General features: G+C 67.1%; 23 protein-coding genes. 5 read left to right on the top strand and 18 right to left on the bottom strand.

From position 1 onward, the window contains the following. Positions 1 to 160: 160 nt before the first annotated feature. Positions 161 to 493 (top strand): DUF883 family protein, encoded by a 333-nt coding sequence (locus tag WI697_RS09670; RefSeq protein WP_014745145.1) that lies wholly within the window; start codon positions 161 to 163, stop codon positions 491 to 493. 64 nt (positions 494 to 557) lie between these two features. Beyond that, complete coding sequence (locus tag WI697_RS09665) at positions 558 to 1,040, top strand: hypothetical protein (RefSeq protein ID WP_062761822.1); 483 nt, start codon at positions 558 to 560, stop codon at positions 1,038 to 1,040. Here the strand turns inward: WI697_RS09665 and WI697_RS09660 are convergent. The 3 genes from WI697_RS09660 to WI697_RS09650 form a co-directional block, all read right to left on the bottom strand. Further along, positions 1,025 to 2,323: a response regulator gene (locus WI697_RS09660; protein ID WP_345958289.1), complete on the bottom strand. Its 1,299-nt coding sequence runs from the start codon at positions 2,321 to 2,323 to the stop codon at positions 1,025 to 1,027. The genes WI697_RS09665 and WI697_RS09660 overlap by 16 nt on opposite strands. Before the next feature lie 80 nt (positions 2,324 to 2,403). Then, entirely contained in the window at positions 2,404 to 3,939 is a 1,536-nt protein-coding gene (locus WI697_RS09655; RefSeq protein ID WP_345958319.1) for an acyl-CoA synthetase, read from the bottom strand. A gap of 275 nt (positions 3,940 to 4,214) precedes the next feature. Continuing rightward, positions 4,215 to 6,266, bottom strand: a complete 2,052-nt coding sequence (locus WI697_RS09650; RefSeq protein ID WP_345958288.1) for a methyl-accepting chemotaxis protein — start codon at positions 6,264 to 6,266, stop codon at positions 4,215 to 4,217. Positions 6,267 to 6,693: 427 nt separating this feature from the next. On the opposite strand from WI697_RS09650, the gene WI697_RS09645 reads away from it, so the two are divergent. After that, on the top strand, positions 6,694 to 7,293 hold the full coding sequence (locus WI697_RS09645; protein ID WP_062763361.1) for a TrmH family RNA methyltransferase: 600 nt from the start codon (positions 6,694 to 6,696) through the stop codon (positions 7,291 to 7,293). Between the two features lie 14 nt (positions 7,294 to 7,307). On the opposite strand, the gene WI697_RS09640 is transcribed toward WI697_RS09645, so the two are convergent. The 15 genes from WI697_RS09640 to WI697_RS09570 all read right to left on the bottom strand — a co-directional run bounded on the left by WI697_RS09640 (position 7,308) and on the right by WI697_RS09570 (position 22,606). Further along, positions 7,308 to 9,425, bottom strand: a complete 2,118-nt coding sequence (locus tag WI697_RS09640) for a methyl-accepting chemotaxis protein (protein WP_345958287.1) — start codon at positions 9,423 to 9,425, stop codon at positions 7,308 to 7,310. A gap of 115 nt (positions 9,426 to 9,540) precedes the next feature. Beyond that, positions 9,541 to 10,386: a sterol desaturase family protein gene (locus WI697_RS09635; protein ID WP_345958286.1), complete on the bottom strand. Its 846-nt coding sequence runs from the start codon at positions 10,384 to 10,386 to the stop codon at positions 9,541 to 9,543. 62 nt (positions 10,387 to 10,448) lie between these two features. Next, a complete protein-coding gene (locus WI697_RS09630; protein ID WP_345958285.1) occupies positions 10,449 to 11,561 on the bottom strand; it encodes a glycosyltransferase family 4 protein in 1,113 nt (370 codons plus the stop codon). A gap of 3 nt (positions 11,562 to 11,564) precedes the next feature. Beyond that, positions 11,565 to 12,557, bottom strand: coding sequence for a UDP-2,3-diacylglucosamine diphosphatase (locus WI697_RS09625; RefSeq protein ID WP_296712544.1), 993 nt, complete (start codon positions 12,555 to 12,557; stop codon positions 11,565 to 11,567). Positions 12,558 to 12,820: 263 nt separating this feature from the next. Further along, positions 12,821 to 13,027, bottom strand: coding sequence for a cold-shock protein (locus tag WI697_RS09620; protein ID WP_014745155.1), 207 nt, complete (start codon positions 13,025 to 13,027; stop codon positions 12,821 to 12,823). 374 nt (positions 13,028 to 13,401) lie between these two features. After that, positions 13,402 to 13,608, bottom strand: a complete 207-nt coding sequence (locus WI697_RS09615) for a cold-shock protein (RefSeq protein WP_014745156.1) — start codon at positions 13,606 to 13,608, stop codon at positions 13,402 to 13,404. Between the two features lie 571 nt (positions 13,609 to 14,179). Further along, entirely contained in the window at positions 14,180 to 15,007 is an 828-nt protein-coding gene (locus WI697_RS09610; protein WP_345958284.1) for an IclR family transcriptional regulator, read from the bottom strand. Positions 15,008 to 15,057: 50 nt separating this feature from the next. Further along, positions 15,058 to 15,921: an isocitrate lyase/PEP mutase family protein gene (locus tag WI697_RS09605; protein ID WP_345958283.1), complete on the bottom strand. Its 864-nt coding sequence runs from the start codon at positions 15,919 to 15,921 to the stop codon at positions 15,058 to 15,060. Positions 15,922 to 16,007: 86 nt separating this feature from the next. Beyond that, positions 16,008 to 17,240 (bottom strand): ABC transporter substrate-binding protein, encoded by a 1,233-nt coding sequence (locus tag WI697_RS09600; protein WP_345958282.1) that lies wholly within the window; start codon positions 17,238 to 17,240, stop codon positions 16,008 to 16,010. 89 nt (positions 17,241 to 17,329) lie between these two features. Then, entirely contained in the window at positions 17,330 to 18,049 is a 720-nt protein-coding gene (locus WI697_RS09595) for an ABC transporter ATP-binding protein (RefSeq protein ID WP_345958281.1), read from the bottom strand. Further along, the gene (locus WI697_RS09590; RefSeq protein WP_345958280.1) at positions 18,042 to 18,881 is read right to left on the bottom strand and encodes an ABC transporter ATP-binding protein; all 840 of its coding nucleotides are present in this window, start codon (positions 18,879 to 18,881) and stop codon (positions 18,042 to 18,044) included. Before WI697_RS09590 ends, WI697_RS09595 begins: the two co-directional genes overlap by 8 nt. Then, a complete protein-coding gene (locus WI697_RS09585; RefSeq protein WP_231889499.1) occupies positions 18,878 to 19,840 on the bottom strand; it encodes a branched-chain amino acid ABC transporter permease in 963 nt (320 codons plus the stop codon). Before WI697_RS09585 ends, WI697_RS09590 begins: the two co-directional genes overlap by 4 nt. A gap of 21 nt (positions 19,841 to 19,861) precedes the next feature. Further along, positions 19,862 to 20,728 carry a branched-chain amino acid ABC transporter permease gene (locus tag WI697_RS09580; RefSeq protein ID WP_062767638.1) on the bottom strand — a complete coding sequence of 289 codons (867 nt, stop codon included), beginning with the start codon at positions 20,726 to 20,728 and terminating at the stop codon, positions 19,862 to 19,864. A 4-nt stretch (positions 20,729 to 20,732) separates the two neighbouring features. Beyond that, on the bottom strand, positions 20,733 to 21,263 hold the full coding sequence (locus tag WI697_RS09575) for a 3-isopropylmalate dehydratase small subunit (protein WP_062767640.1): 531 nt from the start codon (positions 21,261 to 21,263) through the stop codon (positions 20,733 to 20,735). Between the two features lie 86 nt (positions 21,264 to 21,349). Continuing rightward, positions 21,350 to 22,606: a 3-isopropylmalate dehydratase large subunit gene (locus tag WI697_RS09570; RefSeq protein ID WP_345958279.1), complete on the bottom strand. Its 1,257-nt coding sequence runs from the start codon at positions 22,604 to 22,606 to the stop codon at positions 21,350 to 21,352. A gap of 268 nt (positions 22,607 to 22,874) precedes the next feature. Here WI697_RS09570 and atpD point away from each other — a divergent pair, with 268 nt between their 5' ends. Then, entirely contained in the window at positions 22,875 to 24,302 is a 1,428-nt protein-coding gene (gene atpD / locus WI697_RS09565) for a F0F1 ATP synthase subunit beta (RefSeq protein ID WP_062767644.1), read from the top strand. After that, positions 24,299 to 24,727 carry a F0F1 ATP synthase subunit epsilon gene (locus tag WI697_RS09560; RefSeq protein ID WP_062767646.1) on the top strand — a complete coding sequence of 143 codons (429 nt, stop codon included), beginning with the start codon at positions 24,299 to 24,301 and terminating at the stop codon, positions 24,725 to 24,727. The genes atpD and WI697_RS09560 overlap by 4 nt, the downstream gene beginning before the upstream one ends. The last annotated feature ends 1 nt before the right edge of the window (position 24,728 follow it).

The following is a 24,728-nucleotide window of genomic DNA, read 5'->3' as shown; positions in this document are numbered from 1 at the left end:
GCAGGTCGCGTCCCTGTCACGTCTGCACCCCAAAACGGTCACACGCCACGGGTTACGCTGGGCCGACATCCTTCCCATATGTGTGGTGCCTTGAGTTTCATGGCCTGCAGGCATGATGTCTGCAGGTGCACCCCCATCGCGACAGGAAAGGACGTCAGCCATGGCGAACGCCGATACCGCTGCCGGGAAGGCCGTCGACACCGAGATGGAAACCCTGAAGGCCGACCTGGCCGCCCTTAAGGCCGATCTGGCCAAGGTGACCCGACAGGCGGGACGCACGGCCGGCGTCGGCGCCGAGGAGTTGGGCGACAAGGCCAATGAAGAGATCAGCCGCCTGAAGGCCGAGGTCGATCGCCTGATGCATCTGGCGAGCGAGCGGAGCCGCGGTGCGGTTGCCGCCGCCGAGCACAAGATCGAAGAGCGGCCCCTGACCAGCGTTCTGGTGGCCTTTGGCGTTGGCCTGGTGATCGGCAAGCTGATCGATCGCCGGTGAGTGCGGATCATCCGGGGATCATCCGATCCCTTCCGACCTTCCAACGACACCGGAGCCTGCAGCCATGCTGATGAGACGTATCGAAGCGGCACTGGCGAGAGCCGGTGCCGCTGCAGGCCTCTACGGTTTGGCCGGCCTCGTCCTTCTGGGCGCGGCCGGCTTTGGTGTGGCGGCCTTCTACATCTGGATCGACGGCATCACTTGGCATCCGGCCTCGCCTGCGCTGTGGACGGCGCTGCTTCTGGCTGTGATCGGTCTGCTGATGATGGGGGCGGGTCGCGTGGTTCTGCGTGCGCCGAAGCCGCCGGTGCGTCAGCAGCCTTCTGCTGCCGGATCTTCAGGCCCCCCGGGCGCGGCCGATGTTGCCGCCATGACCGGCGTGGTCTCGGAACTGATCCGCCGCAATCCGGCCGAAGGCGTCACCATGGCAGCCCTTGCGGGCGTCGCCATCGGCGCGTCACCGGAAATCCGCCGGATTCTGGCCGATGCCGCCCGCGCGGCGCTCGCGCCCAAGCCGCCCTCGGATGATCGTCAGAGCAGGACCTGACGCGCCCTGAGCAACAGGGAATCGGCCGTGTCCGACGGCTCCAGCGTCGCATGGCCCATCTGCATCCAGATCGGCGTCGTCGGCAGCCCGCCCAGCCCGTAATCGGTGGTGGCGAGGCTGCCGGCGATCTTGTGCAGCGCTTTCATCGACCGGTCCCCGGGGGTATCGGGCAGAACCACCACCAGGGTGGCATCATCGGCCCGTGCCACCATGTCCTCGACCCGGACGAGCCGTTTCAGGGTCTCGGTGGCGCGGCTCATCACCGAGCGGGCTGCGGCGGGACCGCGGCGTTCGATCAGCAGCGAGAGGTTGCGGTACGAGACCGTGGCGATGCTGAGCGGCTTTTCCCATTTCGCCGCCTCGAAAACCAGCCGCGACAGATGGACGCGCAGGAATTCGGGCCGATAGGCGCCGGTTTCGGCATCGACGGTCGAGGGTGCCTCGAGCGAGGTGAAGAGATCGGTCAACCGCCGCCGGATGCGCCGACGGCGCAGGGCGGACAGCACCCGACCATGGAGTTCGTCGGGCGGGTAGGGACGCTGGATCAGGTCGTCGATCCCGGTCTTGAGCAGGGTACCCGCATCGGGCGCGATCGAGGCATGGCCGACAGCGAGGACCGGCACGTCGTAGAGGGCCGGCGTGTCACGGACATGCAGTGCCAGACCCAGCCAGTCTTCGCTGTTGCCACCGTCGAAGGACAGGATCAGGGTGTCGACCGATTGCTCGTGCAGAAGCTGGGCCGCTTCGGCTGCGCCCGCGGTCCTGAGCAGGCGATAGCGCGATTGCAGCAGCTCCGCCACATCGTCGAGATCCTCGCCCATCTGGGCCGCCAGCAGGAGAGTGGGCGGGCCGTCATTGGCGATCGGGCGGCGCTTGTCCAGTTCGACCCGGAAGCTGCGTGCGGTGGCCGTGCGGCGGCGGAGCTCCGCCTGCATGATGCCGAGGCGCACCAGCTTGGCCATGCGGGCGGCCAGGAAGCCGAGATTGATGCCGCCGGTCAGCAGCTCGTCGACCCCGACCGCAAGCGATCGTCGCCTCAGGGCCGACGATGCCTGTGTGCCGATCATCAGTACCGGAATGTGCCGGGTATCGGGATCGTTGCGCAGCATGTCGACGAAATCGCAGCCATCGCCATCCGGCAGGCGGTCGTCGATGATGATGACGTCGGTCAGAAGCTGTCGGGAGAGGCGGAGCCCCTCGGCGCCGGTCCGCGCACTGAACAGAAACATGTCCTGCGCGCGCAGGCCGTCCATCACCTGCTGCGCCGCGCGAGGATCTTGCATGACGACCAGGACGCGCGCGATATGAGCCATAGGCGCCGGAGTCTCCCGTCGCGAAGGATGCCTCTGCCGTTGCCCTGCGATCATCCGGCGCCGAGAGCCCGCCGGAGTATCTTGCCGTTCACGCCGCGTGGCAGACTGTCGACCAGGATAAGGTCGCGCGGCCATTTGTAGCGGGCGAGGTGCTTGCCGACCCAGGCGTTCAGGCCGTCGAGATCCAGCTCCCCGGCGCGGCCGGGCTTGGGAACCACATAGGCAGCGATGATGGTCAGCGCATCATCGACTTTCCTGGGGCCGACGGCGACTTCCGCGATCGCCGGATGGGCGCTCAACGCCGCCTCCACCTCGATCGGAGAGACCCGATAGCCCAGCACGGTCATCACTTCGTCCGAGCGGCCATCGTACCAGTAGTAGCCGTCACTGTCGACGCGCGCGAGATCACCGGTGAGGAACCAGTCACCCCGCCACGCGGCTGCGGTATCCTCGGGCCGGTTCCAGTAGCCGATCATCAGCCCGGGCTCGTCGCGATGCACGGCAATCACGCCGACCTCATCAGGTCCCACCGGATCGGTCCCTCCGTCGAGCGGCAGAACCTGGATCCGCCGGCCCGGTTGCGGCCGGCCGGGGCTGCCCAGACGGAGCGGCGTCTCCGGGCCGCTGGAGATGTAGGTCGACACCTCGCTCATCCCCAGCGCCTCGTAAAGCGGCAGGGACGCGGCATCGAACCATCGATGGGTCAGGGGCGGCGGCAGGGCTTCGCCGGCTGTCAGACCGTGGCGAAGCGTCCGCAGACGGTCGGGGGTCAGCGTGCCGTATTTCAGCATCTGTCGATAGACCGAGGGAACGGCGGCGAAAATCGTGGCCTCCGCCCGTTCGATCAGCAACGGCCAGACCGACGGATCGCGGGGGCCGGCATAAAGAACTGCCGTCGCCCCATGCGCCCAGGGGTCCATCAGGCCGACGCCGAGGGTATAGGTCCAGTTCAACTGGCCGGCATGCAGCACGCGATCCTCAGGCCCCATGCCGTGCCAGCCCGGCCCCATCGGCCGGCGGCCCCAGACCGCGCGATGGGCGTGGAGCACGCCCTTGGGGCGGCCACTGGTGCCGGAGGTGTAGATCATCAGCGCGGGATCATGGGCCGGCAGATGCACCGGCGCCATGTCCCGGCGCCCCCGTACGGCAGCCTCCAGCCAGTCGAGGCCGAGCAGACGCACGCCACCCGGATAGGGCGGCGCGATCTCCAGCCCGTCCGCGACGAAAGCGAGGGCAGCGCCGCAGTCACGCGCGATGAAGCCTGCCTCGGCCGGGGTCAGCTGGGCCGATGTCGGCACGGCGATCAGGCCTGCGGCGGCTGCAGCGAAATAGACCAGGGCGAATTCCAGACGGTTGCCCATCCGGATCATGATCCGTGAGCCCGGGGCCAGATCGAGCGCATGGAGCGCCGCCGTCACCCGGCGGACCTGATCATACATCCGTCCGAAGCTGATCTCGCCGCGAATACCGGTATCGTCCAGCAGGATCAGTGCCGCCTTGTCGGGCTGCCGTTCGGCATTCCAGGCCAGACAGTATTCCGTGAGGTTGAACCGCTCGGTGTCGAACGCATGCTGCGCCGCGGGCATGGCCGGCAGGGCAGCGGGTGCGACGACAGGCGAAACGACGGCCGCCCCATCGGACTGGCCGACAGGGGCAGAGGCGGCGGGGGCGGTTACGGGCACCGTGGCACCCTCTACGGAAGCGTCACTGATCATGGCGCTGAGGGTAAGCCCGGACGCGCGGTTTCGGAAGTGCCAAAAAACGGCCATCGAAACGTCGCGAAACCACGCGAGCACCGGTCACGAACGACAACCCCCCGCTCCGGGGGAGCGGGGGGCAGCGATGATTGATGATATGAGGATCAGAGGCCCAGGCGTTCGCCGGTTTCGCGGGCCTCGCGGCGGAGCGAATCGACCACATTCTCGACCGACCGGCGCAGGGCTTCCGAGTTGTGGGCGAGATGGGCGGTCGCATCTGCAACCGAAGTCGCAGCTTCGGCCGTGCGCCCGGCACCGCCCGCCACCTCTCCGATGGCCGAGGAGATGGTGCGGGTACCGTCGGCAGCCTGATTGACGTTGTGCGCGATCTCGCCGATGGCGGCGATCTGCTCTTCCACAGCGCTCGCGATGGTGGTGGAGGCCTCCCGCACGCGACCGATGGTCTCGACGATCCGGGCAATGGCGCTGACTGCCTGCTCGGTATCGCCCTGGGTGGCGGCAATGCGCGAGGTGATCTCTTCGGTTGCCCTGGCGGTCTGGGTCGCCAGCGTTTTCACCTCGGAGGCGACGACCGCGAAGCCCTTGCCGGCCTCGCCTGCGCGGGCCGCCTCGATCGTGGCGTTGAGGGCCAGCAGGTTGGTCTGCGCGGCGATGTCGTTGATCAACTGCACCACATCGCCGATCTGCCGGGCGGATCCGGCAAGCCTGCGGACGATCCCGTCGGTGTCCGCTGCACGGCTCGATGCCTCGGCGATGATGTCCGAAGCGGTGGTGACCTGCCGGCCGATTTCATGGGCCGACGCGGTCAGTTCTTCGGTGGCCGTGGCGACGGTCTGGACGTTGACATTGGTCTCTTCGCCGGCTGCGGCGACGGTCGCCGAATTGGCCGAGGTCGTATCGGCGATGCCGCGCATCTCGGCCGCGCCGCGCTCCAGATCCTGGGCGAGGCCGGTCATCTCGTCGGCGATGCCCCGCACTTCGCGTTCCAGGGTGTCGGCAAGACCCAGTGTCGACTCGCGACGGGCTTCCTCCGCCCGGCGTTCGGCGGCAGCCTGGGCAAGGCGCAGACGCTCCGCCTCGGCAAGCGTGTCGCGGAAATTCACCAGGGCCCGATTGAGCCCGCCGATCTCGTCGCGGCGATCCGTGCCGGGAATATCGATACCGGTTTGACCTTTGGTCAACTGTCCGATGACGCCCATCGAGGCTGTCAGCGGCCGCTTGATCAGCATGATGACGGTGACGGCGAGCGCGACGACGACCAGGATGACGAGAACGATGCCGCCGAGGATCATGCTGTCACGCACATCCATCGATGCGGCCCGCATGGACTCTTCGGGAATATTGATGAACAGGCTCCAGGGCTTGTCATAGCCGGTGATCTTGACAGGCACCACCATCCTGAAAACGTTCTTTTCAAGACTGGGAGACCAGGAAACACGTTCCAGACCGCGACCTTCGGTCACGGCGCGGGCATAGTCGGTGATGTCCTCGGTGGTCAGATCCTTCATCGGTCGGCCGCGCAGTTCCGGCTTGGGGTGGTTGACCACCAGCCCCGCATCGGTGAACAGCAGCACATTGCCGGTGCCGAAGGGCTTGGTTTCGTTCAGCCGCTTGTTCCAGCCGTCGAGTTCGACATCGACGCCGGCAACGCCGATCGGCTTGCCACCGGCCAGGATCGGCACCGACGCCGACAGCGTCATAACCTTCTGACCGGCAATGTCATAGATGGTGGGGGGCGTCAGATAGGTTTTCCCGGTGCTCATCGGGATCTGATAATACTCGGAACCGGGGCCGGTATAGACGGTCAGGTGGCTGATGTTTTCAGTGCCGCCGATCCGGTTGACATAGCTGATGAAGCGACCGGTATCGTCCGAACGGGGCGTGTTGCGGAAGGCGGCATCATTCCCGTCGAGCGCATCAGGCTCGAAGCCGGCCCAGACGCCGAGCAGATGGGTCTTGTCCGCAAAAGTCCGGTCGATGATCGCGTCATAGGCACCGCGATCGGTCGTGCCATTGGCCTTGAGCGCACTCAATGAGCTGGCGAGAGACGCAGCGGTGCCCACATCAAGGGCAAGATCGCGCCCGACCTCTGCCGCCAGCTGCTTCGACAGAGTCCGCCCCGTCTCCAGCGAGGATTCGAGAACCCTGTTCTCTGCGATCCGGGTGACCGCCGTAATCCCGGCGGTCAGCAGCACGGCGAGCGCTCCGCCGCCAATGAGGATGATCTTCGATGAAAGCCCGAGCGTGAGACGCATACGGTACCCCGCGTTTATTTCCTGCGTGTTCCGGACGCACGGATACTTGGCTGCCGCCGGTCGGCGCAGCATTCTCGTCCATTGCGAGGTACTTTAGACGAAATGTGTTAATCAACTCCTTCAGTCAGTAATGAATGAAGATCCACAAGATCGAAGTTTATTCTGTAATATAAAACCAGAAAGGGAATTTTGTACTTCATAGCGGGCAGGATGTTTATTTATGACAGCCAGGGCATTTCCGTATTGTTCAAGAATGTGTGAATATCACGGGTCTGCATCGATCTTTGGGGCGAAGGTGGATTGCCGGTCCCGTCGGCTGGCGGTTATACCTGCCGCGCGGATGACAGGCCCGACGGAGAAAGCACCGATGTCGACACCCATTGAGGATCCTGTGGCCGGTGGCTGTTTTGCGATCGGCCTCGACCGGTCCAGCAAGCCCTTCAACGCCGGTACGCTCAACCGGCTGGCGGCGGCGCATGGCGGATCCTACACCTTCACGGCCGGGGCCGACTGGCAGGCGAGCCGGCATTGGCGATTCTGGGAAGAGGCCGCCGCCGCCGAGGCCGCGGCGCCACGGCCGACGGTGCCGCATCTTGCCTTCGAAACGCCGGCCGCCACGGTTTTCCCCGACGGCTTCACCCTGGTGGCCGTTGAACTGACCCCGGATGCCGTCGATCTGCCGTCGTTTCGACACCCGTCGCGGGCAATCTATGTTCTGGGCCCTGAGCGCGGGATGCTGGCGCCGGAGTTCCTGGACCGGGCGGCCCATGTCGTGAAGATTCCGATGCGCTTCTCGTTGAACGTTGCCATGGCGGCAAGCCTGGTGCTGTTCGACCGGCTGCGCTCCCGCGAACGGCCGGGGCCGGTGCAGAAACTCAACCGTCGCCGGGCGGAGGCGACCATGGCGTCCTTCCTGGACGCCCATCGCAGCCTGATGGAGCCGCCGCCGCCGCCCTATGCCGATTGAGCGGGACAGTCAGATCAGGGCTGCATGCCCAGACGCTCCGCCGTCTCCCGGGCCTCGCGACGGAGCGAGTCGACCACGTTTTCAACGGCCCGCCGCAGCGTGGTCGCCGCCCCGGAAAGATGGCCGGTCGCGTCGGCAACCGAGGTGGCGGCTTCCGCCGTACGTCCGGCACTGCCCGCAACCTCTCCGATGGCCGAGGAGATGGTACGGGTGCCGTCGGCGGCCTGGTTGACATTGTGCGCAATCTCGCCGATCGCGGCGATCTGCTCTTCCACAGCGCTCGCGATGGTGGTGGAGGCCTCCCGCACCCGGCCGATGGTCTCGACGATCCGGGCGATGGCGGTCACCGCCTGCTCGGTGTCGCCCTGGGTGGCGGAGATCCTGGCGGTGATCTCTTCAGTGGCCCTGGCGGTCTGTGTCGCCAGCGTTTTCACCTCGGAGGCGACGACCGCGAAGCCCTTGCCGGCCTCACCGGCGCGGGCCGCCTCGATCGTGGCGTTGAGTGCCAGCAGATTGGTCTGCGCGGCGATGTCGTTGATCAGCTGCACCACATCGCCGATCTGCCGGGCCGAACCGGCAAGCCTGCGGACGATCCCGTCGGTGTCCGCTGCACGGCTCGACGCTTCGGCGATGATGTCCGAGGCGGTGGTAACCTGCCGGCCGATTTCATGCGCCGACGCGGTCAGTTCTTCGGTGGCCGTGGCGACGGTCTGGACGTTGACATTGGTCTCTTCGCCGGCTGCGGCGACGGTCGCCGAATTGGCCGAGGTCGTATCGGCGATGCCGCGCATCTCGGCCGCGCCGCGCTCCAGCTCGTGGGCAAGTTCGGTCATTTCGTCGGCGATGCCCCGCACCTCGCGTTCCAGCGTGTCGGCGAGGCCGAGCGTCGACTCGCGCCGTGCCTCTTCCGCCCGGCGTTCCGCCGCCGCCTGGGCAAGGCGCAGACGCTCCGCCTCGGCAAGTGTGTCGCGGAAATGCACCAGGGCACGGTTGAGCCCGCCAATCTCGTCACGACGATGGGTGCCGGACACGTCGATCGCGGTCTCGCCATCGGTCAGCCGGCCGATCGTGGTCATCGATGCCTTGAGCGGCCGCTGCACCAGCAGCCAGACCGTGACCGCAAGTGCTGCGACGATCAGGACCACGAGCACGATGCCGCCGATCACCATCGCATCGCGGATCTCCCAGGATGCCGCGCGCATGGCGTTTTCGCGGATGTTGACCAGCACGCTCCACGGCCTCTCAAGGCCCGTGACGGCGACCGGCACGGCGTTCCGGAAGACCATGGCCTCGACGCTGGGCGACCAGGCGGTGCGCTCCAGCGCCTCGCCCCGGCGAACGGCATCGGCGAAATCTGCCGCATCGGCCGAGAGATCGGTCAGCGGCGCCCCGATTTTGGACGGATCGGGGTGGGTCACCGTCAGGGCGCCGTCGGTGAACAGCACGGCGTTGCCCGCATCCAGCGGATGGATCGCGTTCAGGCGATCATTCCAGACCTTCAGATTGAGATCGACGCCGGCGACGCCGATCACCTTGCCGTCGAGCCGGATCGGCGCAGTGAGCGAGATGGTTTGCACATCAATGCCCGCAATCCGCCGGATCACCGGCGGGCTGGCATAAGGCTTGCCGGTCTCGATCGGCGAGCGGTAGAAGCCGGCATCCGGCCCGTCGGCATAGCCCGTGACGGCGCCGAGTTCGCGGGCCTCTTTGACCCGGCTGAACCGGGTGAGGTAGCGCCCGGTGTCGTCGGTGTTCTCTTCGCCCTGGAAGAGGATGTCCTGGCCGTCGACGGCATTGGGCTCGAAAGCCGCCCAGACGGCGAGCAGGTCCGGGTGCTCGGTGAAATTCCGTTCCAGGACGGCATCATAGGTCGCCCGGCTGCTGACCCCCTGCGCCTTCAGCGTCTCCATCGTGCCGGCGATGCCGCGGGCGATCGAAAGATCGAGGGAGAGGTTTCGCGCGGCTTCCTGTGCGATCTCCCGCGAGAGGGTGCGACCCGACTCGCGGGAGAGGTCGAGCACACGATCTTCGGCCACCCGGCTGACCGCCAGGATGCCGATCGCCAGAAGGGCTGCGAGCGCCCCGCCGCCGATGAGGATGATCTTGGCGGAGAGCCCGAGTGAGATACGCATGCGAAACCCTTTGGGCGAAGTGGCCGACGAACACCGAGACCCCGAAGGTATGCCGGGCTTGGTTAATCAATTATTACTAGAATCAGATTCACGTGATTTGCGCAAAAGTGCTGCATCATGCAAACCGGTTGGAAGATCCCGGTTCGTGTTTCCGGAAGGGCAGGATAAGAAGTCCGGGCAGCGATGCCTGCCCGGCCGGGTCGTCCTGAAGGCCGATGTTCATCGCGTCATGCCCCCCTGCCGGTGCCGTCCGGGCCAGGCCCGACAGCCTGTCCCAGAGGGTCAGCAGAAAGGCGTAATTGCTGTCGGTCTCGGCCGGAACCGTCGAATGATGGATGCGATGCCAGTCCGGTGTGGCAATCACGCGGGAGAGTGGCCGGTCTGCCCGGCCGAGATCGAGATCGGCATGGTTGAACAAAGCCGCCAGGCTCAGGGCCGCTTCGAAAGCGAGAACTGCCGCGGCCGGTATACCGAGCACCAGAATGACCAGGATCTTCCAGCCGGCGGAGAGCAGGATCTCGGCGGGGTGAAAGCGCAGGGCCGTCGTCGTGTCGAGGGCGGTATCGAGATGGTGGATGCGGTGAAGCCGCCAGAGCAGTGGCACACGGTGCATCGCCACATGCTGCGCCCAGATCGCGAGATCAAGCGCCAGGAAACCGACCACGGCGGCCAGCCATCCGGGCAGACCCAGCATCGGGAAGGCGCCCACACCCTGCGCTTCGAAGCCGAGAGCGGCGCCGACCGCTGCTGCCGGCAGAACAAGACGCAGAACCAGGGTATCGATGACCGCAAGACCCAGATTGGTGGTCCACCGCCGGCGACGGTCGAGCCTGTGCCGACGGCCGCGCCGCGGCCGCCACCGCTCCGCCAGGGCCAGCAGCAGGAACCCGCCGAGGAACAGAAGACCGCGGACAAGGCCTTCCACGGCGGCGATGCCGGCGGGATCGGATGTGACGGGCATCTGCGGCAACCTCGACGCGTGATGGGGTGTCATCGTCGATATGGGGCGCAGTCGCGCGGCCGTCACCCTGCCAGTGCAGCCTTTCCGGCGGGTGCCGGCAGACGGGCCGGGGAAAACGGTGCCAGCAGCGCCTGAAAGCGGCTGGCACAGGCATCCCAGGTAAAACGCTCCGCATGGCTGCGTGCCGCGCTGCCACCCAGAGGCAGGGCCCGGCGGATCGCGGCGCCGAGATCTTCGTCGAGCGCGCCGGTACCGCCGGCCTCGTCGACCACGTCGATCGGTCCGGTGACGGGATAGCCGGCAACCGGAACGCCGCTCGCCATCGCCTCCAGCATCACCAGGCCGAAAGTGTCGGTGCGGCTGGGAAAGACGAAGACATCGGCCTGGGCATAGGCCCAGGCAAGGGCGGCACCGCGGCGCAGCCCCGGGAAGACGACGTCCGGGTGCCGCCGCATCAACTCCGGCCGGGCCGGGCCGTCGCCGATCACCACCCGGGTGCCGGGCAGATCCGGCGTGTTGAGAAAGGCCTGGATATTCTTTTCCACCGCCACCCGGCCGACATAGAGCATCAGGGGGCGGGGCAGATCGGGAAGCCGCGCGAGTTCATCATCGCCCTTAGGGGGCGGCGCCCCGCGGAGGGTGGGCGAAAAACCGTCGAGGTCGACGCCGCGGCACCACATGGCGACCTGCGAAAACCCCCGCTGCCTGAGGTCCTCGGCAAGCGAAGGGGTCGCGACCATGGTCCGCACCCCGGCATTGTGAAACCGGCGCATGAAGCCATAGGAGAGGCTGAGCGGCAGGCCGGTGCGGGCGGCGACATATTCCGGAAAGCGGGTGTGAAAGGCGGTGGTGAAAGGGATGCCATGGCGCAAAGCCCAGCGCCGTGCGGCGCTGCCGAGGGGGCCCTCGGTCGCAATGTGCAGGGCATCGGGGCGGTGGGCCAGGATCCGCCGCCCGACCATGGCCGGGGTGGCGAGTGCGAGCCGGATTTCCGGATAGGTGGGGCAGGGCAGGGTGCGGAAGTCGGCAGGCGCGATCACCCTGACTGCGGCACCACCTGCCGTCATGGCATCGACCATGCGTCCCAGCGTGCGGACCACACCATTGACCTGGGGCGCCCAGGCATCGGTGACCAGGGCGAGGCGCGTGACGGGGGGCGTGATGTCCTGGGTCATCGATCAGGCCGCCGGCTCACGCGCAGGGCGACGGGCATCGGCCGGTGCCGGCAGCAGCCCACCGGTGGTCTGGGACCGGCGGGCACGGGCCAGGGCCACGAGTTCGCGGCGGCGGGCGCGGGCGCCCCAGTCGAGGATCTGCAGACGGCCATCGCGGGTTTCGGCGATGGCCGTGCAGCTTTCGACCCAGTCGCCATCATTGGCATAGACGATGCCATCGGTTTCGCGGATGTCGGCATGGTGAATATGACCGCAGACCACGCCGTCATAACCGCGGCGCCGGGCCTCGTCGGTCACCGCATGCTCGAAGCGATTGATGAAGTCGACCGCTTCCTTGACCCGCTGTTTCAGATAGGCCGAAAGCGACCAGTAGGGCAGGCCAAGCCGCCTGCGCGCGATGTTCAGCCAGCGATTGGTCCGAAGCGCCAGGTTGTAGGCAACGTCGCCCAGCAGCGCGACGCCCTTGGCGTAGCGCACCACCATGTCGAAGGCATCGCCATGGACGATCAGGAAGCGGCGGCCGTCGGCCAGCTCGTGTTCGCTTTCGCGGACCAGTTCGATCCCGCCGAAGGCGAGGCCGGCATAGGCCATCAGACACTCGTCGTGATTGCCGATCACCCAGGTGACCCGGGTGCCCGCCGCGGCCTTGGCGAGGATCGCCTGCACGACCTGATTATGGGGCCCATCCCAGAACCATGACCGGCGCAGCCGCCAGCCGTCGACGATATCGCCGACCAGAAACAGATGATCGCAGTCGACGGTGTCGAGAAAATCGAGCAGCAGATCGGTGCGACAGAAGCGCGTGCCCAGATGAAGATCGGAAATGAACACCGTCCGATATTGCCGACGCTCGCCACCCGTACGGCTGTCGACCGTTCGCCGGTCCTGGCCTGCCGGCGGCCGTCGGTGGGGATGGCCGGCATGGCCGTGATCGCCCGATGTCGTGGTACCCGGGCGGAAGGAGAGCGGCGGCTGAACTCGTGCGACCGTGGTCATCGGAAGGGCCCTCCGGGCGACTGGCGCCTGAAGCGGCGGAGCACCGCTCCCTCGGCACGTGTCGCTTTCTCGGAGCGAAGTCTTAACCCGTTCGACCGTCAGGTTTTATGGCGTGGCAATGACGTTCCGGTGACGATGGCTCAGGCAAGGAAGGGGTTTCGGAAAGGAAGGGGGTTCGGCAAAGAAGGGGCATCCCGCAACGAAAACGGGCGACAGCCTGCGCTGCCGCCCGTTCTCTCGAAACCCGGGAGCCCGGCTCCGCCTCAGTCGGCGGGAACCAGATCCACGGCCTTGTCACCCTTGCGCTCGGTGAGCAGGCTGTACTCGAGACGCTGCCCCTCGTTCAGCGTCGAGAGGCCTGCGCGCTCAACGGCGCTGATATGAACGAAGACGTCCTTTCCGCCCTCGTCGGGGGTGATGAAGCCGTAGCCCTTGGTGCTGTTGAACCACTTAACGGTGCCGGTCGCCATGTCTGGTCGCTCTTCCTGGTCTTGGTGATCCGACGGCCGCGTCTCCACACGCGATCGGTCCGCCGGACGTGATGATGGAGGCGGAAAGTGACCGGACACTGTTCAGCGTCGATGCGGATCGCCGGTTCCTCCCCGCCGTCCGGCATCTTCCGGTACGCGCACTCCTGGTCCTGCGGCCATCCGACCCCGCATCCGCGCCCCGATCCGGTGCAAACCCGATCCGGTGCAGATGGCTGGCCTGACAGCCACCCGTCATGGCGCTTGTGGAAGCGCCATGCGTCGTCCAGGGTCTCCGTCGCCGGAGACCCGACCGGACACCACCCGCTGCCCCGCCTCCCTGCGGGGCCTGCGGCCGGGATCCGGAAGCCGGGTTGTCAGTCGGCCGGAACGAGATCGACGGCCTTCTCGCCCTTGCGCTCGGTCAACACGTTGTACTCCAGCCGCTGACCCTCGTTCAGGGTCGTCAGGCCGGCCCGCTCAACCGCGCTGATGTGCACGAACACATCCTTGCCGCCGGTATCAGGCGTGATGAAGCCGTAGCCCTTGGTGCTGTTGAACCACTTGACGGTGCCGGTCGCCATGGCGCGTCGCCCTTCCCTTCCGACTGCGGAGCCCGCCGTTCCCCGCGGCGGACGTCACGATACAAGGAGGCGTGGAAACCGGTGAGACGCCGAAAGGTTCCATGTCCCGGATCAGGGCAGGATCCACCACCCCAGGTAGCGCAATCCTCCAGCCTTTTCGGCCACCGGTTTGGTTTTTGCTTTCGGAGAAACTGAGCGGCGATGGCGCCGTGCCGTTGCCTGAACGGGTAGGTCTGGAACCGCGCTGACGGGATCCGTAAGACTTGGCCGGACGGGGGCTGGGGGCGAAATCGCCTGCCGGTACGCGCGCGCTCCTGATTCCAGAGGTTCCGCCGGAACCCACCCGGAACACGACACCCCGAGCGCTCGAACGAAGACCGGGGTATGGTCGGAGAACGAGGCACGGAACCGTCCTGCGGGCGGGATCGCCTGCGGGTCATCGTCTGATTCGAAACGATGACTTCAACCACTATAGGCAGGTTCCAGGCCGGATGCGACAGCAAAATGGCGCGCAACCCCCTGTACGGCCTGGAATCACGCGCGTGGCGGCACGGGGTGGGGGCCGTGCGGATCAGCCCACGCTCTGGCTGATCCGGCGCGCGGCATCGAGCAGTGCCGCCAGATTTGCGGCCGCACGGCTGCCTGCGATATGCGGGGTGAGGCCGGCGAGGGAAACGGCCGCGATCACCCGGCCATCGCGATCGCGCACCGGTGCCGCCATGGCCGCCAGGCCTTCGACCACATCGTCGACGGCGATGACGTGCCCCTGCGTGCGGATCCGACCGAGTTCCTCCCGGAACGCATCGGCATCGGTGATGCTGTGCGGGGTAAGCCGGCTCAACCCCTGGCCGATCGCGCGCTCGATCTCTGCCGATGGCTGGAAGGCGAGCAGCAGCTTGGGGGCACCGCCGACATTGGCGGGCAGGGCACCGCCCACCGCCCACCAGCGCACCTGAATCGACCGGTCATGGTGGAACTTCTCAAGGCAAAGCGCTGAATGTTCGCGGTAAATCGACAGAAAGGTCGTCCCGTCGATCTCGCGCGCCAGATCGGTGAGGATCGGGGCCGCAGCCTTGCGCAGCCCCAGATTGTCAGGCACGGCGCTGGACAGCTCGATCATCGCCAGGCTGAGGGCGTAGCGATGGGTCTCGCGGTCCTGGACCACGAGACCCGCTTCGATCAGCGTCACCAGCAGCCGCCGCGTGGTGGCCTTGTCGAGGCCGGTCCGGGCGACGACTTCGGTCAGGGTCGCCCAGGGTTCGACGACGGTGAAGGCGCGCAGCACCTGGACCGCGCGCAGCACGGCACGCACCGTGGTCGGGCCACTGTCGCTCCCTGCGGTCTCGCCGGCCGCAACTGTCGTCTCGGGCTCGTCGCCCATCCGTCCGTTCGCCTTCATGCCTGCCACTTTCACCCATACCGGCCGCTCGGCCGGGATCGCGTCTGCCGTCATCTGGCGCGGATATACTTATCCTGCAACTCTTCAATGCGCGAGTAGCCGATCAGGCTCTTGAACACCTGTGGCTGGGTGCGGGCGCGGGGCAGGTTGCGGGTGCTGCGGTCGCGCGCCAGCACGGACAGATTGTCGACCAGCGCCTGGGTCGCCGTCATCAGCGGCACCAGGGGGAAGGTGGCGAAGCCTGCGACCTCGGCAATTTCCTCGGGCGACAGTTCATCTTCCAGCCAGCCCAGGATCTGCAGCGACAGCGGCTTGCCCACCGCCTGCCGGAGCGCGACGAGATCGGCTTTCGACTTCACGCAGCGTGAAATCGGCTGGATGAGGTCGGCTCCGGCCTCGGCATAGGCCTGGCCGCGGCGGATGCACTCGTCCATGGTCTCGGCATCGGTGCGGGCGACGATGATGGTGTCCGGATCGCGGCGGGCATCGACGGCCGCCCGGATCTTGGCCGTGGCCTCGTCGATGGGCAGGATCTCGAGCGCACCGGCGACCACCGGGCAGCGCTTGGGCACGACCTGGTCCTCGAAGATCATCGCGGCGGCACCGGCCTTCTCGAAGGCGCGCACGGTGCGCACGATGTTGACCACATTGCCATAGCCGGTATCGGCATCGGCAACCAGCGGCATGTCGATCACGTCGCCGATGGCGCGGACCACACCCACATTCTCGGTCATGGTGTAAAGCTCGACATCCGGCTCTCCCAGCAGGCTGGCCGAGACGCCGAAGCCGGTGGTGAAGACGGCGTCGAAGCCGGCATCGGCGACCAGCCGGGCCGACAACACGTCATAGGCACCGGCCATCCAGACGGTCTGGCCGGCCTCGATCCGGTCGCGGAGCATGCGGGCATGGGACATCGGTCGGATTCTCTTTCGTGGAAAGGAGCGCATCTGTCGTGCGGCGCGGCCGGCCGGGGGTGTCACCCGGCCGGCCTCAGGCGCGGTTACCTGCCGCCGCGAACCGGGTCGATCACGGCGCCGAGCGAGCGGAAGCCGCCATCCTTAAGCTGCATCAGCACCACGCCCGTCTGGCCGCGGCGCGAATAGGGATCGTCCGAGAGCGGCGCGAAGGTGATCGCGGGGCCGATCTTCTGATCGAAGCCCTTCATGCCTTCGAGCGCGCCGACCAGCTTTTCGCGGGTGGGGTCGTCGCCCGCCTGCTTCAGGGCTTCGGCAAAAGTCGCCGCCGCCGAATAGCCCATCAGCGCCAGGCTGGACGGGGTCGATTTCGGGAAGCGCTTGCCGTATTCCGCGACAAAGGCCTTGATCGCCGGGTTCTCGCCATCGACCGGGTCGTAATAGGAGGCGACATAAAGGGTCTTGCCGGCACCGCCGCCCAGCAGCTCGACGAATTTCGGATCATTCAGCCCGCCTGCGCCGAACACGGTCGGGTTCCAGCCCAGCTTTTCGGCATTCTTGAAGAAGATCGCCGCCTGCTGGCCCAGGGCATAGAGGATGACCACATCGGGCTCGGCCGCCTTCAGCCGCGCCACCTGGCTGGTCAGGTCGGTGGCCAGGCGCTCGAAATTCTGGACCTCGACCAGCTTCATGCCGTGGGTGGCGAGCTGCTTTTCGGTATAGTCCTGCGCGGGTTTGCCCCAGGCGTCGTTCTGAACCAGCATCGCGACCTTTTTGGCGCCAAGCTCGTTCACGGCATAGTCGACATAGGCCGGGGCCTCGGTCGACTGCGGCGAGGGCAGGGCGAAGAGCAGCTTCCGCGGCGGATTGGTCACGGCATCCGAGATGCTGAGCGCGCCTACGATCGGCACGCCCTTGGGCTCCAGATATTCATAGGCCGCAAGCACCGTGGCGGTCCCCACCGGGCCGACCAGGGCGAGCACGTCGTCGCGCTCCACCAGCAGCTTGGCGTTGGCGACGGCCTTTGGCGGCTTGAATTCATCGTCATAGGAGACGAGTTCGATCCTGCGGCCGTTGACGCCGCCCTGATCGTTCAGCATGCCGAAATAGGTTTCCATGCCCTCCTGCACGGCCTTGCCCATATAGGCGAGCGTGCCCGAGAGGGCGAGGGTGCTGCCGACCTTGACGGCGTCGTCGGAAACGCCGGGATCTGCGGCGAAAGCCGGGTGCGACAGCCCCGCCGGCAGGGCGGATGCAAGGGCGATGGCGGCGGCAGCCGTCAGCAGACGGCGGCGCAGCCGGTCGAAGCGCAGGGTCATCCGGTCTCTCCTCCCTGTGGTGCCGGGGATCTCTTGATGCGGGCGGATCCGCCGGCGGTGCGGATGCGAAGTCTTCAAGGGGGGGCGGATCAGCCGCCCAGATAGGCACGGCGCAGGGCATCATCGGCGAGCAGCGCTTCGGCCGGGCCCTGGACCGCCAGACTGCCGGTTTCCAGCACATAGCCCCGGTCGGCGAGGTCGAGCGCCAGTTCGGCATCCTGTTCGACGATCAGCATGGTGACGCCCTCGTCGCGGGCGATGTCGGCCAGCGCATCGAAGATCACGGCCTTGATCACCGGCGCGACACCCATGGAGGGTTCGTCGAGCATCAGCAGGCGGGGCTCTGACATCAGCCCGCGGGCGACGGCGAGCATCTGTTGCTCGCCACCCGACAGCGTGCCGGCCTGCTGGTCCATGCGCTCGGCAAGCCGGGGGAAATAGGTGCAGGCGCGATCGATACCCTGGGCCGTGGCGGCACGGTCGCGGGTCCAGCCGCCGACGATCAGGTTCTCGCGCACGCTCAATCCCGGGAACACCATCCGGCCCTGGGGAACATGCGAGATGCCGCGGGCGACCAGTCCTTCGGCCGGCTTGTCCGCAATGTCGTCGCCGTCGAAGACGATCCGGCCGTCGACCGGCTTCAGCAGCCCCGACAGGCAGCGCAGCAGGGTGGTCTTGCCGGCGCCGTTGGCCCCCAGCACGGCCACAACCTCGCCCGGCATGAGCGACAGATCGATCCCGTGCAGGGCACGGATCGCCCCATAGGCGGCGACGAGGCCCGAGACCTCCAGAATGGGCGTATCAGGCATGGGCCATCTCCTTCGTCGGGCCCTGGCGGCGCCGGTCGCGCCGGGGGATGGCATCCGCATCGCGATTGCCCAGATAGGCGGCAATCACGGCTTCGTGGCGCTCGATCTCGGGCGGGGTGCCGGCGGCAAGGAAGCGGCCCTGCTCCATGACCGTGATCCGGTCCGACACCCGCATCACCAGCGACATGTTGTGTTCGATCAGCAGGATGGTCAGGCCGTGGCGGTCGCGCAGCCGCAGCAGCAGGTCGCCGAGGGTGCGCGCTTCGGTCTGGTTCATGCCGGCGGCCGGTTCGTCCAGCAGCAGCAGTCTGGGATCCAGTGCCAGGGCGCGGGCGAGTTCGGCAAGCTTCTGACGGCCATAGGGGAGATCCGCGACGATGGCGTCGGCATCGCCGCCAAGACCCACCTCGTCGATCAGACCAAGGGCATGGTCGCGTTCGCGGATCGCTTCACGCCGTTCCGACGGCAGGCGCAGCATGGCCGGCAGAATGCCCGCCGACATCGCCCGGTCGCGGCCGATCAGCACGTTGTCGAGCACGCTCAGTTCCGGGAACAGCTCGAGGTTCTGAAAGGTGCGTGCAATGCCCAGCCGGGCGACCCGGTGGGGCTTGAGGCCCAGAAGTTCCTGGTCGCCGAAGCGGATGCTGCCGCGCGCGGCGTCGTAGAACCGGCTGACACAGTTGAGCACGGTGGTCTTGCCGGCGCCGTTGGGGCCGATCAGGGCATGGACTTCCCCCTGCTCGACGGTGACGTCGATGCCGTCCACCGCCTTCAGGCCGCCGAAAGAGATGGCGAGGTCGCGGATTGTCAGCAGTTCGGGTGCAGCGGTCACGGGCGATGCCTCCGGAACAGCGTGTGGCCGAGACCCGAAAGGCCGCCCGGCAGGAACATCAGCGACAGGATCATGGCGAGGCCATAGACCGACCGCTGGACCTGATCGAGCCCCAGATAGGTAAGGCATTGCGGCACCGCGATCACGAAGGCGGCGCCCAGGATCGAGCCGCGGATAGAGCCCAGACCACCCACGATCACCATGGACACGAAGCTGATCGAGACCATCAGATCGAAGGTGGACGGGTCGATGAAGCGGATCAGCGGGCCGTAGAGCGCACCGGCGACGCCGCAATAGAAAGAGGACAGCGCGAAGGCGACGATCTTGAGGCGGGCGGTGTCGAGCCCCATGATCCGGGCGGCGGATTCGCTGCCCTTCACCGCCTTGAGCGCACGCCCCCAGCGGCTGGCCCCGAAATTGGCCCCCATCCACATCAGCACCGCGACCACCGCAAGCAGCATCCAGTAGGTGCCGGCGCCGCCGAGTTCCAGGCCGAAGAGATCCGGCGCGGCGACGCCCATGCCGTTCTCGCCGCCGGTCAACTCGCCACCCGATTTGGCGATCTCGGCGAAGATCATCACGAAGCCGAGCGTCGCCATGGCGAGGAAGACCTCTTCCAGGCGCAGCAGCGGGATGGCGAGCAGCAGGCCGACGACCATGGCGACAAGGCCTGCGGCAAGCGCCGCGACCAGCAGAGTGACACCGTATTCCCCGGTCAGGATGGCGGCGCCATAGGCGCCGATGCCGAAGAACACGGCCCCTGCCAGCGAGATGAGATTGGTGTAGCCGGTCAGCAGATTGGTGCCGAAGGCGGCCAGCACATAGACCAGCACCAGGCTGGCGATGAACAGGAAATAGCCGCCGAGGATGAAGGGCAGGGCCAGCAGAACGGCGATGCCGAGCCCGGCGAGGGCAAGACGGCCGGGGCGGCTGCGCGCGGCGGGCAGATCGAGGCTCATGGTCATAGGTCTCCCTCCGCCTCAGATCTTCTTGGTCGCGTGACGGCCGAGCAGGCCGGAGGGCTTGACGATCAGGATCGCGAGCATGACCAGGAAGGGCATGAATTCCTTGAACGCCGAGTCCACATAGGCGCCGGTGAGGTTCGCCGTCAGCCCGACGATGGCGCCGCCGACGAGCGCGCCCGGCATCGAGGTCAACCCGCCCAGAACCGCGGCGGCAAAGGCGAAATGCAGGGCCTGCTGCATCATGGTGAAATGCAGGAAGGTCAGCGGTGCGATCAGCAGGCCGGCCACAGCACCCACCATATAGGAGAGCATCCAGGCCAGGCCGTGCATGCGGGCCACCGGCACGCCCTGCAGCCGGGCCGCGGTTTCGTTGCTCATGGCCGCCTGCATGGCGATACCGGTCCGGGCATAGCGGAAGAAGGCGAAGAGCGCCGCCGACAGCACCAGACAGGTCGCGATGATGCCGAGATCGGCGAGACTGACCGCCACGCCGCCGATCAGGATCGGCGCCTGCGAGAACGGCCCGGCCATGTCGTGGGGATCCTTGCCCCAGATCCAGACCGCGACGTCGCCCAGGATCAGGTAGAGGCCGAGGGTAGCGATCGCATTGGCGAGCAGCGGCTTGCCGATGAAGCGGCCGATCAGCACCACTTCGATCGCAAGGCCGATCAGGGCGGCGGCGGCGATGGTCAGGATGGCCGCCAGCCAGTAGGGGACCCCGGCTTCGAGCAGGGTCCAGGCGATGAAGGCCGAGATCATGACGCCTTCGCCATGGGCGAAATTGATCACCCCCGTCGCCCGATAGACCAGCACGATACCGAGCGCGACGAGACCGTAGATGGCACCGAGCGCGATGCCGCTGACCGCCATTTGCGCAAGCATGGGATCAGCCTCCGGCGCGGGCGCGATCGGCATCGACCGCGCGCTTGAGATAGGGCACCAGTCCGCCCGCTTCGAGCATCGCCCGGTCGGCGACCGACAGCGGTTCGAACGGCTTTTCCCAGCCCCTGGTCAGGTTGCGGACGCAGCCTGCCTGCCAGTCGACCTCCAGGCTGTCGAAGCGGTCGGTGGCGGCCGCGACGCCCGGACAGGGGATCAGCGGGAAGCCCATGCTGATTTCACCCCGCCAGAAGCCGGGTGAGAAGCCGTCGGCGATGACGCCCGCGACACCCAGATGGCGCATGGCGCGCATGGCCGGATAATGCGGATGGCCGTAGCCGAAATTGTCGGCGCCGACCAGCAGGTCGCCGGGCCGGACCTTCTGCGGAAAGCCGGGCTCGTCATCCTTCATCACCAGCGCGGCCAGCGCGTCGATATCGGTGATCTTGATGTTCTCGACACCGATGATGCGGTCGATGTCGTAGTCGTCCTCGCGGAACACCCAGACGGCGCGACCGCGGAGATCGGGCAGCGACATGGGCTGCACTCCTGGATGGGAAAGATGGCGGAGAAGGGCCGGAAAGGCGGGGCCGGAGACGGGTGACCCCGGCGGCGGGGCCGCCTTCAGAGATAGCGGCGGGGATCCGCGATCCGGCCTTCGATGGCGGCGGCAGCCACGGCTGCGGCATTGCACAGGAAGATCTCGGACTTCGGATGTCCCATGCGGCCGGGCACGTTGAGTGTGCCGGTAGAGACCGCCCGCTGGCCTTCGGCCATGGTCGCGATCCGGCCGAAGCAATAGTCGCAGGACGGGCTGCTGACGAAGGCGCCCGCCTCGACCAGCGTGGTGATCAAACCTTCGGCCGCGGCCTGAGCCATCAGCGCCCGGCTGGTGGGCACGACATGAAGCGCGAAGCCGGGGGCGATCTGACGGCCTTTCAGCACCTGGGCCGCAGCGCGCAGATCCTCGATCCGGCCGCTGGCGCAGCTGCCGAGATAGCCGGCCTGGACCTCGGTGCCGATCACCTCCGAGAGATCGCGGGTATTGGAGGGCGTGGGCGGCAGGACGACCACCGGCTCCAGCGCCGACAGGTCGACGGTGTGGCGGGCGGCATAGACGGCATCGTCGTCGCTGAATACCGGGTCGAGCGCGAGCTTCGGCCGGTCTCCCAGCCAGTCCGCGGTTTTGTCGTCGGGCATCATGACAGCGGTGGTGGCGCCAGTGAACATCGCAAGGCCGCAGATCGTCTGCCGGCTTTCGATGCTCATCTCCGCAACCGCCGGCCCGCCCAGTTCCAGCACCTTGAAGGCGGCGAATTTGGGGCCGAGCGCCCGGACCAGATGGTGGAAGACGTCCCGCGCCATCACCCCCGGCCGGAGAGAACCGGTCAGATCGATCCGCACCGTCTCCGGCACCCTGATCGAGATGGCGGGGCGGACGAAGGCCTCAAGAAGGTTGCGGCGCAGCCCGATCGCCAGCGAACCGAAGGCGCCGAGCTGGCTGACATGACCGTCAAAATGGACCGCGAAGCCGCCGGGCACCGCATAGCCGACCTCGGCCGAGACCTGATGACCGATGCCGTGGCGCTCGTAAAGGGCTGCGCCCTGTTCGGCGCACCATGCCCGGGTCATCTGGTGAAGCTCTTCTTCCTTCGGCGTGGCCGTCGGAACCATGTGGTCGATGAAGATGGCGAAGCGGGATGCATCGTCGACACGCTCTATACCGAAATCGTCCCGCATCTGACGGAAGATCACATCGGTATAGCCGGGAAAATCATACGCGATGACGAAATCGGGGCGGGCCTCGATTTCATCTCCGGCCCGAACGTGATCGCGACCTGAGGTCCGCGCGAGAACCTTCTCCGCGAGCGTGTAGCCCATGACTTGTCGTCCTCCCGTCGCGCCACCGGACTTCATGCGCCGGTGATCATCTTGACTTGAATGGATCCTGCGCGGCCTGTCCGTTGGTGTCAATACGCAAATCGTGGTTCACTGAATGAACCAAATGAGGATCGGTGCATGAACCCCGGCCGAATCCTGAATTGCTTGATCCTGATCAAGGTCGGAGGGAGCATCGGGGTGGAGATTGTGCGTAGCAGCAATGAAGGGCCCGTGAAGGGCCGCAGGCTCAGCAGGAGGTTCCGACTCCATGAGCGGTCCGGGCGTGATCACCGCCGTGCGTGGCGCGGTGCTCGATATCCGTTTTCCCGCGGGCGATCTGCCCGCCATCGGCCATGTGCTTCACGTCCACGACGGCGACGCGCCCGAGATCGTGGCCGAGGTTCAGTCCCATCTGGACCGCGAGCATGTCCGCGCCATCGCCCTGATGCCGACCGGCGGGCTGCGCCGGGGGGCCGAGGCAATCGCGACCGGGGCGCCGGTGATGGTGCCGGTGGGGGATGCCGTGCTCGGCCGGCTGCTCGACGCGACCGGGCGGATCGGCGACAAGGGGGCGGCCCTGCCCGACGACGTGCCCCGCGCGCCCATCCTGCAGGCCGCACCGGCCCTGGCCGATCAGACCGCCGCCACCGATGTCTTCGAGACCGGCATCAAGGTCATCGATCTGCTGACCCCGCTCGCCCATGGCGGCAAGGCCGCGATGTTCGGCGGTGCCGGCGTCGGCAAGACCGTGCTGGTCATGGAACTGATCCAGGCCATGGTGTCGGGCTATCAGGGCATCTCGGTCTTCGCCGGCATCGGCGAGCGATCGCGGGAAGGCCACGAGCTGCTGCTCGACATGCGTAATTCAGGCGTGCTGGAGCGGACCGTCCTGGTCTTCGGTCAGATGAACGAACCGCCCGGCGCACGCTGGCGGGTGCCGATGACCGCGCTTGCCGTGGCCGAGCATTTCCGCGATCAGCGGGGCCGCAACGTGCTGCTGCTGATGGACAATGTCTTCCGCTTCGTCCAGGCCGGCATGGAAGTCTCGGGCCTGCTGGGCCGGTTGCCCTCGCGTGTCGGCTATCAGCCGACCCTGGCGAGCGAAGTCGCCGCCCTTCAGGAGCGTATTGCCTCGGTCGGCGGGGCCGCGGTGACGGCGATCGAAGCGGTCTATGTGCCGGCCGACGACTTCACCGACCCGGCGGTGACCGCAATTGCGGGGCATATGGACAGTCTGGTCGTGCTGTCGCGATCGATGGCGGCCGAGGGCATGTATCCGGCAATCGATCCGATCGCCTCTTCCTCCACCTTGCTCGACCCGCTGATCGTGGGCGAAACCCATGCCCGCACGGCTGAAGAGGTGCGCCGGACCATCGAGCATTACCGTGAACTTCAGGACGTGATCTCGCTGCTGGGCCTGGAAGAGCTGGGGGCCGAAGACCGCCGCCTGGCAGAGCGGGCCCGGCGCCTGCAACGTTTCCTTACCCAGCCCTTCAAGGTGACCGAAGCCTTCACCGGCACGCCGGGACGGTCGGTCAGGCTGGCCGATACCATCGCCGGCTGCCGCGCGATCCTCGACGGCAAGTGCGACGACTGGCCGGAAGATGCGCTCTACATGATCGGCGATCTGGAGGAAGGGCGCCAGCGCATGGAGGCCCGGCGCCGGGACGACCGGCGCGGGGATGCGGCAGCATGAGCGGCCGGCGCCTGCATCTGGTGATCGCCACACCCGCGACCGTGGTCCGCGACCTGGACGATGTGGTGTCGGTGCGGGCCGAGGATGCCAGCGGCGGTTTCGGCATCCTGCCCGGCCATGCCGATTTCCTGACCGTCCTCGACGCCTCGGTGATCGGCTGGCGGCGGGCCGACGGGCATGCGGAGTATGGTGTCGTCTCGGGCGGGGTGCTCAGGGTCGAGGGCGGGTGCGACATTTCGCTGGCCGCCCGCAGCGTGGTGACCGGCACCGATCCGGAGCGGCTTAAGGCCGACATCGCCGCGGCCCGCGAGGCACGCGACGATGCCGACCGCAAGGCCCGCACGGCAGAGGTCGGCATGCAGACCCGCGCCGTGCGGCAGATGGTGCGCTATCTGCGCGACCGGCCCGAAGAGGCGACACCATGAC

Origin of the sequence: Tistrella mobilis, from assembly GCF_039634785.1 — a bacterium.
Classification (GTDB): domain Bacteria; phylum Pseudomonadota; class Alphaproteobacteria; order Tistrellales; family Tistrellaceae; genus Tistrella; species Tistrella mobilis.
Note: the sequence above shows the minus strand (reverse complement) of the source record. Positions and strands in the feature narration are given on the sequence as shown.